We start from the raw sequence: 16,047 nt of genomic DNA on the forward strand, positions 1-16,047 counted from the left end.
TGTATTGGTTTTTAATCGGTAAATTAAACCTTTACCGTTTTGCGATTAATGCCATAGTCGCGTAGTTTATTCGCCACTGCAGTATGGCTTAAGCCTAACCGCTTAGCTAACTGCCGAGAGCTTGGATACGCAGGATAGAGCTTTCGTAATAACGTCGCTTCAAAGCGCTTTACAGCTTGATCTAACGAACCTTCAAAGTCAGATTCTAAATAGCCTAGATCATGAGTAAACGTGGGCAATTGTAAATGATCAACCCGCAACTCATTATCATCTAATAAAGATACTGCGCGATAAATCGCATTTTCTAACTGGCGAACGTTACCAGGCCACGGATACTCTTGCAGAAAAGACAAACATTCTGCTGATAGTTCCGGAATCGCATGACCATTTTGTTGCGCATATTTTTGAATGAAATGTTCAGCTAACGGACCAACATCTGCTTTTCGGTCTCTTAAGGGAGCTATTTCTAGTGTGAGTACATTAATACGGTAATATAAATCTTCCCTAAAAACGCCCTCTTGCACCATCGCTGGCAAGTCTTTTTGTGTTGCAGCAATAATGCGTACATTTACTTTTACTTCGTTCTCATCGCCCACTTTGCGAAATGTGCCATCTTGTAAAAAGCGCAGTAACTTAGTTTGCAGTTGAGTAGACATCTCACCTACTTCATCTAAAAATACCGTACCGCCATCTGCTTGCTCAAGTACACCGCGTTTTGGCGCGGCATTTTCTTCGTAACCGGCGTAACCAAATAATTCAGACTCAGCCACATCATCGGGTAATGACGCACACGATAACGCAATAAACGGTTTCACAGAACGGTTAGACGCATAATGACATGCACGCGCTAATAACTCTTTGCCTGTGCCTGTTTCACCGGTGATTAAAATGGGTGCTTCAAGCTGTGCCATTTTTCGTGCTTCACGCACCACACGGCGCATCGCAGTACTGAAGTTATGAATAGTCGCAAAGCTTTCTTGTCCGTAACGGCGAAACGCACTGACTTGCTGACCTAAACGGCTCTGTGATTTGATATTGATCACCGCACCAGCGAGTACATCACCTTCATTTCCTTGCGGCACCGCAATGGGTAATATGTCAGCAATAAAATCTTCACCCGCAACTTCTACGCGGGTTGTTTGCCCTAATACTTCTTTACTCTCTAACCAACGGGTAAAGTTAAAGCCTTTGAGAAGATTATTAATGTTTGCGCCAATTACTTCTTTTTCGCTCAACTGCAGGTCTTTACACGCAGCATCATTACATAATCTCACCCAGCCTTTGGCATCAATTGAGATCACCCCATCTGGTAGCGCACGCAATAACGTATTGAGCTCATTATGTTCACGCTCAGAAGGTAAAAAAGCGGTGGTACGTACATCCTGCACACCATCAATTAACCGAATTGAAGGCATGATTTTTTGAAATTGCTCAAATTCAATCGGTGGAAAACTCACATACATACGACAGTTTACAGAATCTACTTCAATACCTTTTAAATCAACTTGATAGTTCACCAAGATATTGAGTATTTCTTGTGCAATACCAATACGATCTGCACAATGGATATCTAAACGCATTACACCCTCAAAAGAGAAAACCTATATGCCAAGAATAATACGCTAACTACCCATCGCTGGGTAGTCTATTGTAAAGATTTTTGGACAATAGTGTCTAATTACTAGGGTATCGGGTCCATTCTCCGCCATCAAGTTGAATATAAGGTTCACCTTTAATGTACATCATAACGGTGTCCTGGTTTTCAGCGACTTTGGTGATGCTGCGAGTATTACCAAGTAATCTATCAACTGCTGTTGTTCCAGAGAAAACATCACTTTTCACTGCGTTATTTATTAGCTCAGATAATGAAAAATAACTCACAGTGTCAGTTACTTCTATAAGTTCACGGCTTTTCACATTAGGCCCAATAAACTTAACAGCGGTTGGTACTGATACAATTGACGGGCTTGGAATTTCTCTTAGGCCTGCAAATTGTAACTTGTCGCCCGCTAATGCCGCGCCATGTTCAGGCACAACCACTAACAATACATTGCGTCCTTGGTTTTCAAGCTCATCAATAAAGCGATTAATATCATTGAATAATTGTTGCTGTCGGGTTGGGTAGCTTTGTAAGCTATTCATTCGACCACGTCCTGCTAACTGATTACCATCGTGTAAACTGATTGAATTGTAATACAAGGCCCTAGGCTGAGAGTTATTTGGTTGTTTATTAAGCCAATCCAGCAATACTTCTGAATCAGAATAAATTGGCTTGCCGTCAAACCCATATTGCATCGGTGATAACCCAGAAAAATCAAACTTAGGAGCTGACACACCACCGTGTTGGTTAAGCAAGCCAATAAAATCATCAAAATGGCCATCATGATTCATTGCTACACTGTTGCTATAACCTAACTTAGTTAAGTTATTAAACAGGTGACATTGTTCATCGACTGGTTTAAATAATGAGTCTTGATCTGTTTGCCCACAACTTGCTCTGAGCAAACGAATTGCAGCAGGACCACTGTAGGAGGTGGCCGAATTAAAATCACTAAACAAAATGTCAAAGTTTTTAAACAGCTCATTTGCTTTAACACCAATTGCGTTTAGATCTGCATTAGCTAATGAACATATATTCAACACAACCACATCAAACTGTTCACCTTGAAACGTATCAGCGAATTGTGTTTTTAATCTTGCTTGCTGTTGATAAAACATTTTTAATTGTTGGTCTGGGGTACCAGCAAGTTCAGACTGAGTGATATTAACAGGCACCACTTGCGATGTTACTTTATTATTTGCCACTGTAGGTAAACTAGCATCTACAGCTGCTACCGGTGTCGTTGAAAACCAGTAAACATACGCAAAGCCAAGGACTGTGATACTGGTATAACGTAACCATTTTACGCTGTACCAATAAACTAAACTTAATACAAACACGCCTAGCAACAAATCAATACTCACCATGCGTGCTACAATCTCTAAAAAATAATCAAAACTAAACTCTTGTAAGTTTGTAGCTTGCTTTAATAGCCTAGAAATAGGGGGTAACCAAGAGTCATGATATAAAAGCGCTATTGCTAAAACGACAGAAAGCCCATTTTTAATGCGCATAACTATGCGAGAGTCGCTTGATAACAAAAGAAACGCAAAAAAAGCAGCATTAGATAACCAATCAAATGAAATATCACCTCGCAGATACAAAGCAAATTTTGCTAAAAAATATAAATTCCAAACACCTAATCCTGAAAGCTTCACTTGCCGTCCTTTTTCTGTTTTTTGGGAGTATATGGGATCAATAAAACATGGCGAAATGTTAGTTTTCGATACACTTTTATAAGTTTACTTAGCACCGCCTTACCTATATTACCAAGGATAATCCCCAGCAATAAAGCAATTACAAAGGTTATAAAAAACTGATTTAAGCTCATGTTGACTCCCCTTTGAGAATAACTTTAATGGGCATAGAAACTGGTCTCACGACTTTTCTAAATTCAGCCGTTTCAGCACTCAAAGTAGCAACATCCGGTGTTTGTCCATCAAAAATATAACTTATATTTTCCTGTAACTGCTCTGTGTAATCAGGCACTTGTGTTGCTTGATACTCCCGAGCTAAACGGCGACACTCTTGCTGTATATAAAAATGATCAGCAATCACATTTTTCGAAATGAAAAAGTCAGCAATATCTAACTTAAATAAATGTTTAATAGCACTGTCCACATCATGTTCTCTGCAGGCATGTAGATAGAGATATACCTGGCCGTCCACATAGCTAAAAATATCGCCCTCTCGCTTTACATGAAATAAATGTAACGGGTGAATTGCATCAATACGTGGTAATAATTCCAATACCACTAACACACCACTAACGCCTAAATTAGCAGCTGAATCACTGTGCTTAGTGACCTGCTTAGCAAAATCGCTGAGTGGCAAATAACCTTTGTGAAGTACGCTATCGCTGTATTTTAACACATCGTCGATTGAGCTTGGCAACGGTCTAGAAAATTGGAAACCTTGAATCGACTGGATCTGCGACAATAACCGTGAAGGCTCAGAAAAACTATATAAGATAAGGTTAACGCCTAAGGTTAAAAATAAACACTCATCTTGATGTCGAATAACGCCATCAACGTTCTGAATTACTAGTTTTAACTTTCTGCCGCACTGTTTACGCAAGGAAAAACATTCTCTAGCCAGTAAAGACAAGTCGGTATAGCGCGTTACAGCAAAAACCAGCGTGGCAGCCTTCATTTTAAATGCATGTTCATACAGAGCATCATTATCTTCAATAACTTTGTAATACGCAGGTAGTTTTGTCCCCGCTGGTACAGCACTTTTCACAAGCCAAACGTCATCTTCATCAAAGTCTTGGTTAGTTGCACTGCTACCGTAAGCTTGTGAGGTATCTTTGTCAGCAGTTAACACTATGAGTTGGTTATTTTTACGTTGATAATTAATGGTCTCTGCCGCAATAACGCCTTCACTATGATGCCAAAAATCATATTCTAAGCTGTAAACTGATGCTTCTTGAGTCATATTTACCACACCATCAATCACATCATTAAACATTAAGAGCTGGCGACGCAAGTCACTATTATTTGCTCCTGAAATTAAAAACACCACGGTCGCATTTTCTGCAATTGAAAAATTTTTGTAAAGTGTGAGCTGACCTTTAAGCTCTTCGGTTTTATAGTCAACAAACATATCAGAGCTCAAATGAACCACCACACAACTATTTTTTATTACTGTGTATTCTTTGAGTTCATTGAGGATCCCTTTAGAAAACCATCGCTTTTTTGCAAAGCTGATATCGTTACTTAAATTAAATGGATGCAGCTTACCTTCGTCATACAGGGTGTGTAAGTGGTCTGAATGGTCACTTTCAAAAAAAATATCGACTTGCTTTGACAGCAAAAATATATGTTCACTAGTATTAGAAAGCATGCTTTGAGTTAATTCTATTAACTGATTGTCTAAAGGCGCAATCAGTGCATAATTCGCACTACACTTTAGTTCAGAAAATGTTGTATTTAATCCTGAAATATTTAATTTAGGCAACTTAACCCCTCAAAAGGATACTTTAGTACTAGTTTTAAGTTGTATTCTATATATAATACAGCTTATGTACACAAACAAATCACAAATTTAAACGACTTTTATCATTTAGGGTGCTTTAAATGAGCCACTTTGCAGTAAAAAAATCAAGTATTCTAACGGATTATGATATTGATAACCTATATCGGAAGTTTGGCAGCGCCAACCAAAATTACATTGAAATAGTCAATGTGGCGAAAAATAAATCGACAATTGAAAAATACCCATTGCTTAAAGATATATCTATATCTATTACAGAAACAGAGCAAGATCATAAAATTAACAAAAGAACAGACTAAATAATGAAAAGAATCTTCATAAAGGGAATTAAAGGAGGAACCGGCGCAACGTCAGTGGTGGCAAATTTAGCGTGCACATTGAAAAAGTCAAAAGAACAAGTCTATGTAATAGATTTAGATCCAAAATCTGATGTTGGTCTACACTTAGGGCTAGCATGGGCACATGAGCAGGGGTGGAGCAACTACCCAACTTTTAACGAAGCGAGTAGTCAATTCCATCAAGACAGTGATGGTGTCGTGTTTTTACCGTTTGGCTCAAATAGCCAAGCGCAGTTTTCGTCAGCTCATATCATCGAAGGCTGTAATCAAATCGACAATAGCGATAATGCATGGGTATTATTTGATTGCCCAGCCCACATTGACGTAACTCAGTACTCATTAAATAAAAATGATGTATTTTTAGAAGTCGTTAATTGTGACCCCATATGCCATAGTTTAATCTACAAAAGATTACAAACACTCTCTCAAGCACAGGGACAGTGGCAGCATTATTTTTTAGCTAACCGTTATAACAGTGCATCTGAGCTAGAATTCGATTTACTACAACTTTGGCAATCAGACATTCCCCTTTTAGCTTCTTTATACATAAATAAAGATGAAGTTATTAAAGAAGCAACAGCCTTTAGAAATGTTGCGATTAACTGTGCACCGTATAGTGTAGCAAATGACGATTTTGAGACTTTAGCCGGGTGGCTAGTTAGCAGAGTTAATCAAGATGAAAGCTAATTCACGTATGTCTTTTACTGAAAAAGCGTTTCGGCTTTTACTTAGCTTGTTTTTTAGCAAGCTACTCGTACGGTTTATTTTTTTAAAATTCCATAGTTATTTCAACCAGCACAAAATGAGTGTGATAGCCGCATTTTGTTTGCCTTTTTTATTATTATTTTTATCGCTGTTCGTTAAATTAGATAACAATAAAAAACGCAAAATAAAATCAAGACTTAGCTATTTCTATCCGCATGTTACTTTACCTGTATGTACAATCAGTAATTGCGTTCGGATTATTTTACAAACAGTATACTTAGCTTTTTTTAAAACAAATAAAGCCAGCCTTGCTTACTTCAATACTGAAAGAACAAAAACGTGGCAAGATATTAAACGCTCAATTCGTATTCTCCGCCTTGTTGATATAAAACTCGTTAAAGCCTTTAAACATGTTTGGTTTATTAGCAAAAAAAGGTCACAACAAGCTAATTACAAACGTATCAGCGAAGCCAATATTTGGCAAAACCAAATATTAAAAATTGCGTTTATTATGTTGTTATTTTTTGCAGTTGTGGTGTTTGTAACGGTGCCTTTTAGCGTCGAGGCACAAGCTGTATTTATTAGCTTAATTCTAATAGTTGCTTACACTTTGCGTCGTGTTGAAGGTCAGATTGCCACGATCACTATGATCACCTTATCGGTGACAACCTCGACTCGTTATTTATGGTGGCGTTATACCGAAACACTAAACTGGGCTGACCCTTTAGCGTTAGCTTTAGGTATTGGCCTGTTGCTCGCTGAAACTTACGCATGGCTGGTGCTTATATTAGGTTTTTTTCAAACTATCAACCCACTCAATCGTAAACCTGTACAATTGCCTGAAGAATCAACATCGTGGCCTACAGTTGATATTTATATTCCTACTTACAACGAACCTTTAAGCGTGGTAAAGCCAACAGCTATTGCTGCGCAAAGTATCGATTGGCCCGCTGACAAACTCAATATATATATTTTAGATGATGGCAAACGGCCAGAATTTGCCGAGTTTGCAAAACAAATCGGGGTTGGCTACATAGCACGTCCTGATAATAACCATGCTAAAGCAGGAAATATGAATCATGCCATGCGATATACTGATGGTGAGTATATTGCGATTTTTGACTGTGACCATATCCCTGCCCGCTCATTTTTACAAATGACCATGGGGCAATTTATCAAAGATGAAAAAGTATGTTTGGTGCAAACGCCTCACCATTTTTTTTCAGCCGATCCCTTTGAGCGAAACTTAAATAACCAAGGCAAAATACCAAATGAAAACATGCTGTTCTATGGCCTGATCCAAGACGGTAATGACATGTGGGATGCGACTTTCTTTTGTGGTTCTTGTGCTGTTTTAAAACGCGCAGCGCTTGATGAAATTGGTGGTTTTGCAGTAGAGACCGTTACCGAAGATGCTCATACAGCACTGCGTATGCAACGAGCTGGCTATAAGACAACTTATATAAATATTCCTCAAGCAGCAGGCCTTGCCACTGACAGTCTTTCTGCTCACGTAGGCCAACGGATCCGCTGGGCTAGGGGCATGGCACAAATATTCCGTCTTGATAACCCATTACTTGGTAAAGGATTAAATCTGGCACAGCGCATGTGTTACCTCAATGCTATGCTACACTTTTTATCAGGCATACCCCGCATCGTATTTTTAACTGCTCCACTAGCACTTATCTATTTTAATGCGGCGATTATTTATGCCCCTTTTCTCGCTATTTTCTTGTATATAGTGCCCACTTTACTGCAAGTAAAAATTACCAACTCACGTATTCAGGGCAAGTATCGTTATTCGTTTTGGGGCGAAGTATATGAGTCAGTGCTTGCCTGGTATATTTTAAAACCGACGACTGTTGCCCTCATAAATCCTAATAAAGGCAAATTTAATGTAACCGAGAAAGGTGGGCTAAACAATATTGAACGGTATGACTGGATCATTTCTAAACCATATATCGTTTTATTGCTCATTAATGTTGTTGGCATGGGTTACGGTATTTTGCGACTATTTTTTGGTGATACATCACAAATAGGTGTACTGCTGATCAGCATGCTCTGGGCAAGCTACAATATTATTATATTAGGTGCTGCGGTTGCGGTTGCCGCAGAAGCTAAACAAGTGAGAAGTTCACACCGTGTTAACGCAAATTTTCCCGCGGCAATTAGACTCGCCAATGGCCATACCATTAAAGTGAAAATAACCGATTACTCTGACAGCGGTGTGGGGATAGAAACACAACATATTGCAACCTGCCGAGTTAACGATAAGGTTGAGCTATTAATGAGTCGCGGTTTAAAACAATTTTCCTTTGCTACTTATATTTGTAATACACGTGATAAACAAATAGGTCTTACTTTAAGAGATCTTGATATTGAAAAACAAAAAGCGTTTATCCAATGTACATTTTCGCGAGCGGATGCATGGCTTGATTGGCAAGAAAACTTTAAGCATGATAAGCCTTCTTACAGCTTTTCCAATGTCTTACGAGTTAGTCTAAGAGGCTTTAAAAATTTAATTTTTCATGCTCCAAATGAATTAAAACCCTTGATCGAACTGTTATCGCGGTCAATTGCGTTTATTACGACACTTTTACCCACAAAACCTAAAAAAGTATTTGAAACATTATGATAAGATCGTTATTCACCGTGTTATTCGCTATAAGCACGCTCAGCATTAATTGCTTGGCTACAGCGGCAGAGCCACTTTCAGATAAGTCTATCTTTGATAATGGCTACCCAGAAGCACCTCCTCAAGAGCAGTTAACTTTGCGCTTTGAACGTTTAGGCATTAACAAATTTAGGCTCGATGGTGTCAGCAATAATACGCGTGTTGATTTTACCAATCGCCTTGATAAACTCGGCACAAAGTTAATGCTCAATTTTTCCTTCACAAACTCGCCTGCGTTAATTGAACGTGTTTCTCATATTAAAGTGTTTTTTAACGAACATTTGGTAACCGTATTGCCTATAGACAATAAGCTTGCTGTTACTGGTTCAAAGTCACAGCACAATATTGAACTCAACGCTAAACTGATGAAAGACTTTAACCAAGTTCGTTTTGAACTGATTGGTTTTTATGATTTAGTCTGTCAGGATGATTTTAGTAAAACTATTTGGGCTGAAATAGATAAAGAGAGCGCGATAGAAATTGAACAGCAAAGCTTAGCTTTAGAAAGCCTATTAGAGTATTTCCCTGCTCCTTTTTACGATGAGCGAGATAATAACCAGTTAACTTTGCCATTCATTTTTGCTTCTCAACCAGATGAAACCACGCTTGAAGCAGCGTCCTCACTTGCTAGTTTTTTTGGTGGGCAAGCAAAATGGCGTAAAGCAGATTTCCCAGTAGCAATAAACAAAATACCGACCACTCATAGTGTGGTGTTTGCTACCAATAATGACAAACCAGACTTTTTGTTAAATTACCCAGATGTAGAAAAGCCGACTATAGAAATAATCAGTAGCCCAACACATCGCTATGCCAAAGTACTGCTTGTTTTAGGTAAAGATACAAAGCAGCTAAAAGATGCTGTGATTGGTTTATTATTTGGTCATAAAGTAATGACTGGTCGCACTGCAGTGATTGATGAAATTAGTAAGTTACCACTTCGTAAAGCCTATGATGCGCCTTTTTGGCTTCGCTCAGACCGTGCTGTAACATTTGATGAATTCATCGAGTACCCAACTCAATTACAGTCACAAGGGTTTCGAGGTCAACCTGTGAATCTTGATTTACGTTTTGCACCGGATTTATTTACGTGGCGTGAAAATGGTATCCCTATCACCCTTAATTACCGTAATACACCGGTAGAAAAAAACTTAATTTCTCGCTTGAACATGCTGATCAACGGTAAATTCATTGATGGCTTTGTACTTGATGATGACGGTGGAAAAACCATCACAACCAATACTTTCTTACCTTTACTGTCTGATATTAATCCAAATCAGACGCGTCAGGACTTTGAGTTAACTGGTTTAGATTTGACCATGAAAAACCAACTTACTTACGATTTTAACTTTTCGGTGGCTAAATCTGGTGCATGTAACGCCATACCTGCAGGCGGTGAGTTTGGCGCTATCGATGGCAGTTCTTCAATTGATGTGAGTGCGTTTAATCATTATATGGCATTACCGAATCTACATGCTTTTGCAAACAGTGGCTTTCCATTTACTAAATTTGCCGATTTACATCAAACAGTGTTAATTATGGAACCAAACAGTTCAGTAGAGGGCATTCGTCTATTGCTTAACTTTACAGGCCATTTAGGGGCAATAACAGGTTACCCATCACATCGACTGGCTATTAAATTCCCAGCACAAGATATTAACTTTGACGACAAAGATATTATTATTATCGGTAAACCTGACTCTCTTCATCATGACATGAGCAAAGACAGTGCGCTCAGTGTTTTGATAAATGATAACAATAGAGTGGTTAACCAGGCTATTTATAATGGTGCGTTTAATACAAGCGATCCTGAAAGAGTTCAAGTTAATATCCGAAGTATGGGCAAACTTGGCATCATCTCTGGCTTTCAATCTCCGTTTGATTCTGAGCGTTCGGTTGTGTCTTTAATCGCAACGAACAATGCAGCCTACCCACTGTTGAATGAAGCTTTGCTGATAAATGAACAAACAGCAAAAATCACCGGCAGCTCGGCAATTATCAATAGCCAAGGTATAAAAACGATAAAAACTGACGAACAATATTTTGTTGGTCATGTTCCTATTCATACTTTAATTTGGTTCCACTTTTCAGACCGTCCAGTTTTGCTCGCCGTGCTGTCGATTATTACTCTGTTGCTGATATCATTTTTGTTATGGCGATTATTAATGTTACTGACGCAAAAACGATTATCTGAAGGAGAAAATAAATAATGAAAAACATTGTGTTATTCGTCAGCATGCTACTTATTTGGCCATTAAACTCTGTAGCCCAAAGCTGCGCTGATTGGTCTCAGTGGGATACCTTTAAAAAGCATTTTATTTCCGATCAAGGTCGGGTCATTGATCTTGGTAGTAAACAAAGTATTACGACCTCTGAAGGTCAATCCTATGCGCTATTTTTTGCTCTACTTGCAAACGATCAAGCAAGCTTTGAGCAAATTTTACAGTGGACGCAAACCCATCTCGCTGAAGGCGACTTAAGCACTCGCCTGCCAGCTTGGCAATGGGGGATTGATGGTAATGGAAAAGGTAAAATTCTCGACTCAAACCCTGCATCCGACTCAGACTTATGGATAGCTTATACACTTTCACAAGCAGCAATTCTTTGGCAAGAACGGCGTTACGCTGTGCTAAGTAGTGTTATGGCAGAGCGTATTATACGTGAAGAAACCGCTTATTTACCTAACTTAGGGTTAACATTACTTCCTGCACCCAATGGTTTTGAGCCGAGTGAACAAACCTGGAAATTAAATCCAAGTTATGCCCCACTGTTTATTTTGCAGCAGTTTGCACAGCGTTATCCACACTCTGCATGGCAAGCACTTCATGACAGTTCAGCCAAGTTAATACTTGAAACCAGCAAAAATGGCTTCAGCCCTGATTGGGTTATGTATAACCCCGAAAAAGGTTTTTACCACACAGATAAAGCCCCCGCTATTGGTAGCTATAATGCAATTCGCGTCTACCTGTGGGCAAGTATGATGGCTGATGAAGCAGCATACAAAAAAGAGCTAATAGCACAGTTCGATCCTATGCTGCAGTACCTAGTAAACAATAATAGAGCGCCACTTGAAAGCCGAGTCGATACAGGTAAAGCGTCAGGTTCTGGCCCTGCTGGCTTTATCGCTGCATTACTACCATTGCTTGCTGATAAAGGCCAAACCCAAACGTTAGCAGCTCTACAACAAAAATTGATGATAGACACTCGCTTTATTACAAATCGCTATTACGACAGCGTGTTATATTTGTTTGGAACGAGTACCACAAATAAACGTTTTACTATTGATAAGCAAGGTGCGCTACTTCCAAATTGGAGCAATGAATGCCGATAAAGTGGCTGCTTGCTGTACTGTTATTTAGCTCATTTGTATCGCTGTCTAAACAGCAAGACTTAGATACAGAATCAGTTCATTGGCTCATAAGCCAAGTTCAGCTTGGTGAGATCGAACAAGATCTACAGTTAATGACTGATAGCTTAGATAAGCTATTAAGTATTGCACCTAACAATATTGAGGTGCAATGCGCCCAAGCGCATGTGTATTTTGCACTCGCTCAAAACAGTAAAGCAACTAATCTACTTAGTAAATTAAAGGGTGAACACCATCCTTGTATTAAGCAAATAAGCTTATTAGCTCGGGTTAACGACCAAGACAGAGCATCAGTTCAAGAAGCCAAATTGTTAGCGCGAGCTGGACAGTACAGTGCTGCAATCGCACTTTATGATAATTTATTCAAATCGACCTACCCTAGTATCGAGTATGAGTTTGAGTATATAAACTGGTTAGCGCAAAGTGACGATAACTGGCAGCAAGCATTACGAGGCTATCGCTCATTACTTAAACGTTACCCTGAATCTAGTCGTATTGAACTTACCTACGCAAAACACTTACTAGAGCAAAATCCACAAAACAATGATGCATTGCGTATATTAAATCACTATGCACATAGTAAATTTCTTGCAGTTGAGGCTGAATCTGCATGGTTGTCCGCGCTTGAAGAAATGCCTATTAGTAAACAAACAGACAATGCTTACCAAAGCTATTTTTTAGCTTATCCAAAAAGTAATAAAGGCAAGCTGCAATATAATGACTTTGCAAAACAATTAGAAGAAGAGCTCATTAAACAAGCCGATCCTGCATATCAAGCGTGGCAAAAAGGGGTTATTGCGCTTGAAAATGAAAAATACAATCAAGCCAATCGATACTTTACAACAGCGCTGGCTGGTCGACCTAAAGATCCTGAAGTACTCAGTAGCTTAGGACTATTAAAGCTACGCCAAGGAGATAATGCCGCAGCCTACCGTTATTTCAAAAAAGCCGAGCAGCTAAGTGACAATGTTAATCGGATTGCGGTCCTTAAAGGTTTAGCAACCACTGCCAAGTTTTGGCAATACATAAACTTGGCAGAATTAGCGATAGATGACAACAATCTAAATCGCGCTAAATTGCAACTTGATTTAGCACACACGCTCGATGAAGACCCACTGACCGTGTTATTTTATCGCGCTCAACTGGCAGAAAAAGCAGGCCAAGCTCAGCAAGCTATGGTTTATTATCAGCAAATTTTGGCTCAAGAGCCGCTACAAGCCCGTACCTTAGGGGCAATGTTAACCCTAACAAGTAGCGATGATAACTTTTCCCGAAGTCATCAGTTTTATAACCAGTTAACAGCAAAACAACAGGCTTTAATAACTGAACAGTATACTCGAATTCAAAGTCGCCAATTACGCGCGCGTGCCGATGAGCTCACCGCTGCAGGAAAATTAGATCAGGCCGTTAATTTGCTTCTCTTAGCGATAAAACAAACGCCTAGAGAAAGTTGGCTTTATTATGATCTGGCTAACTTATATCAACAACAAGGCTTACTAAACCACGCTAAAGCTTTATATAATAAGACCTTATGGCAATTTCCCCTCGATGCTGAGTTGCGATACAGCCACGCACTGTTTTTACGATCTTTGAACGACTACCAAGGCGCTCTTGATACCCTTAGCTACGTGCCTAATAATGCCCGTACCGCAGACGTTGCTCAACTCGCCCAGCAACTTTCAATCAATGCCAAGATGAGCAAACTTGCTAATAACGGCGAAGATAATAAAAGTACGATTATTTATAATCTAACAGAGCTCGAAGCCCAACCTTTAACGCCTTTAATGCAGGCAGAACTGGCAGCACAATGGCAGCAAATTAATGAATACAATTACGCACTAAGGCAATTACGCACAGCCTTAGAACGGGATGACAGCTTAAGTCCTTATTGGCATATGACATATGCTCAATGGCTTTTAAACAGTGATAAGGAACAACAAACACAGCAATGGTTTGCACACTATCAACTACCGAAAGTGGCCACTGAAGAACAACAAATACGTTGGCTATCTCTGCAAACTGATTACATCAATAAGTTTAACCAGGGTGAACAGCGCCTTGAAAAATTAGCGTTACTTGCTCAACAAAACCCTAACAACCCAGTAGTATATAATGCACTTATCACTGCTAATATTGAGTTAAATAGACCCCAAGCTGCTATTGATCTATACCAGCTGCAAGTTCAACAAGGCCAAAAATTAGCACCCGAGACCGAACTTGCCGTAGCAAGGGTTAGCCGCGAGCTAAATCACCATGCTCTGGCAGATCGCATTGTTACTACATTAATAAATGACGTAGATAAAGATCAAACATATCAGCAACAGTTATTAATGACCGCCCTTGTTGATTTTCAAGATGAAGGTAATCTTATTCGCTTAACCAACGAGTTACTCGTTAAATCAGGCTATAGCCAAGAAATGTATTATCAAGCTGCGCAAGTTGCAGAAACTCATAATAAAAATGCTTACGCAGAAACCTGGTATAAAGAGGCAATTGAACCAAATAGCAGTATAAAAGCACAAAGCGATGCCACTCTTAACTACAAATTATATGCCTTAAATGACGAGGCACCTTGGTATGTAAATAATGCGAAAAGAGAGCTTGCTCGAATTCAACAGCGCGAGCAAGCCTATATAACGGCCGGCATTAACTTTAGCAGTCAAACCAGCACTCAAAACGATGCCAGCCTAGGTGCCGGCTCTATGCCTATTGAGGTCGGCTTGCCACTTTGGCATGGCACCGGGATTATTAAACTTGATCCGATGACCATTGCCAGTCAAGTAACCCGCTTTGATGAGAGCTTTTCGGGCAGTCGCTATGGCCAAGGGGCATTGTGTATTTTCGATTGCCCGTTAAATAGTATTGAACCACAACAAGAAGGCATTGATATTGGCTTTGCATGGTTAAACGATACATGGCGTTTTGACATAGGCACTACACCACTGGGTTTTTTGGTGGAAGATATTGTCTGGGGTGTTGACTACAATGGCGACATAGGGAATTTTGGTTATGAAATTACACTTAATAAACGCCCCGTAACCAGCTCAGTATTATCGTATGCGGGCCTTGAAGATGTATTCACAAATGAAGTTTGGGGGGGCGTTAGAGCAACCACATTACGATTTAATCTATCACATGATCTAGGCCTTGATTGGGGTTTTTGGGGCTCAGCTGATTTGCAGTTATTACAAGGCAAGAATGTCAAAGACAATCAACGTTACAGTCTTATGGGCGGCGCTTATCACCGTTACATCCGTGAAAAGAATACCGAATTAACATTCGGTGCAAGTCTATTGCACTGGTCTTATCAATATAATTTAAGTGAAGAAACCTTTGGCCATGGCGGCTATTATAGTCCACAAAGCTACCTCGGCGTTTCAATGCCGGTTACTTATGACCGCCGCGTTAATAACGATTTTATTTACCGTGTACGAGCCGGTATCTCATGGTCAACCACCACAAATGACGACAGTGATTTTTTTCCTAATGATCCGCAGCTACAAGCGCAGGCACAACAAAGAACTTCAATCACCGGTGTTGATCCAGTTTTTGCAGGCAGTACAACGTCTGGCATGTCATATAACTTAGCCGGTAGCTTTGAGTATCGCTATACGCCACACTGGTTCTTTGGTGGCTTTTTTAGCTTAGATCGCGCTGATTTTTATGAACCTAACTATGCCCAGCTTTATTTCCGCTATTATTTTAAACCTGTTTATAGCGAAATGATTTTCCCAGGCACCCCCGTAGTTCCTTATGCTGACTATTAGGTTTTAAAACCATGGCACAGCTAACTATCGCAAGCACTTCCCCTGCACAGCCCGTGTATGTATACTTAGCCGCAATTGTAGCTAGGATAAGGGTGTGACTCTTA

At 39.6% G+C, this 16,047-nt stretch carries 9 protein-coding genes; 6 read left to right on the forward strand and 3 right to left on the reverse strand.

The annotated features are described in order from the left end of the window. Positions 1-23: 23 nt before the first annotated feature. The 3 genes from tyrR to bcsE all read right to left on the reverse strand — a co-directional run bounded on the left by tyrR (position 24) and on the right by bcsE (position 5,059). Complete coding sequence (gene tyrR, locus ENH88_RS22255; RefSeq protein ID WP_304185712.1) at positions 24-1,580, reverse strand: transcriptional regulator TyrR; 1,557 nt, start codon at positions 1,578-1,580, stop codon at positions 24-26. A 94-nt stretch (positions 1,581-1,674) separates the two neighbouring features. Further along, positions 1,675-3,258, reverse strand: coding sequence for a cellulose biosynthesis protein BcsG (gene bcsG / locus ENH88_RS22260; RefSeq protein ID WP_304185713.1), 1,584 nt, complete (start codon positions 3,256-3,258; stop codon positions 1,675-1,677). Between the two features lie 169 nt (positions 3,259-3,427). Next, positions 3,428-5,059 carry a cellulose biosynthesis protein BcsE gene (gene bcsE / locus ENH88_RS22265; protein ID WP_304185715.1) on the reverse strand — a complete coding sequence of 544 codons (1,632 nt, stop codon included), beginning with the start codon at positions 5,057-5,059 and terminating at the stop codon, positions 3,428-3,430. A 119-nt stretch (positions 5,060-5,178) separates the two neighbouring features. Between bcsE and bcsR the strand changes: the two genes are divergently transcribed. From bcsR to ENH88_RS22295, 6 genes are read left to right on the forward strand one after another with little or no spacing between them, the layout of a single operon-like run. Further along, positions 5,179-5,394 (forward strand): BcsR/BcsP family cellulose biosynthesis protein, encoded by a 216-nt coding sequence (gene bcsR / locus ENH88_RS22270; RefSeq protein WP_283711023.1) that lies wholly within the window; start codon positions 5,179-5,181, stop codon positions 5,392-5,394. A gap of 3 nt (positions 5,395-5,397) precedes the next feature. Continuing rightward, entirely contained in the window at positions 5,398-6,120 is a 723-nt protein-coding gene (bcsQ, locus tag ENH88_RS22275) for a cellulose biosynthesis protein BcsQ (RefSeq protein WP_304185717.1), read from the forward strand. A 7-nt stretch (positions 6,121-6,127) separates the two neighbouring features. Next, complete coding sequence (gene bcsA, locus ENH88_RS22280; protein ID WP_414704879.1) at positions 6,128-8,773, forward strand: UDP-forming cellulose synthase catalytic subunit; 2,646 nt, start codon at positions 6,128-6,130, stop codon at positions 8,771-8,773. Further along, positions 8,770-11,019: a cellulose biosynthesis cyclic di-GMP-binding regulatory protein BcsB gene (gene bcsB / locus ENH88_RS22285; RefSeq protein ID WP_304185721.1), complete on the forward strand. Its 2,250-nt coding sequence runs from the start codon at positions 8,770-8,772 to the stop codon at positions 11,017-11,019. Before bcsA ends, bcsB begins: the two co-directional genes overlap by 4 nt. Beyond that, entirely contained in the window at positions 11,019-12,140 is a 1,122-nt protein-coding gene (gene bcsZ / locus ENH88_RS22290; RefSeq protein ID WP_192540454.1) for a cellulose synthase complex periplasmic endoglucanase BcsZ, read from the forward strand. Before bcsB ends, bcsZ begins: the two co-directional genes overlap by 1 nt. Then, positions 12,131-15,943, forward strand: a complete 3,813-nt coding sequence (locus ENH88_RS22295) for a cellulose synthase subunit BcsC-related outer membrane protein (RefSeq protein WP_304185723.1) — start codon at positions 12,131-12,133, stop codon at positions 15,941-15,943. Before bcsZ ends, ENH88_RS22295 begins: the two co-directional genes overlap by 10 nt. The last annotated feature ends 104 nt before the right edge of the window (positions 15,944-16,047 follow it).

It is taken from the genome of Pseudoalteromonas prydzensis, from assembly GCF_011050055.1.
Lineage (GTDB): Bacteria > Pseudomonadota > Gammaproteobacteria > Enterobacterales > Alteromonadaceae > Pseudoalteromonas > Pseudoalteromonas prydzensis_A.

What these genes read in the sequence shown, in the direction of transcription:
- tyrR (WP_304185712.1), bottom strand. Translation starts at nt 1,580, where the DNA reads ATGCGTTTAGATATCCATTGTGCAGATCGTATTGGTATTGCACAAGAA.
- bcsR (WP_283711023.1), top strand. Translation starts at nt 5,179, where the DNA reads ATGAGCCACTTTGCAGTAAAAAAATCAAGTATTCTAACGGATTATGAT.
- bcsQ (WP_304185717.1), top strand. Translation starts at nt 5,398, where the DNA reads ATGAAAAGAATCTTCATAAAGGGAATTAAAGGAGGAACCGGCGCAACG.
- bcsA (WP_414704879.1), top strand. Translation starts at nt 6,128, where the DNA reads ATGTCTTTTACTGAAAAAGCGTTTCGGCTTTTACTTAGCTTGTTTTTT.
- bcsB (WP_304185721.1), top strand. Translation starts at nt 8,770, where the DNA reads ATGATAAGATCGTTATTCACCGTGTTATTCGCTATAAGCACGCTCAGC.
- bcsZ (WP_192540454.1), top strand. Translation starts at nt 11,019, where the DNA reads ATGAAAAACATTGTGTTATTCGTCAGCATGCTACTTATTTGGCCATTA.
- ENH88_RS22295 (WP_304185723.1), top strand. Translation starts at nt 12,131, where the DNA reads ATGCCGATAAAGTGGCTGCTTGCTGTACTGTTATTTAGCTCATTTGTA.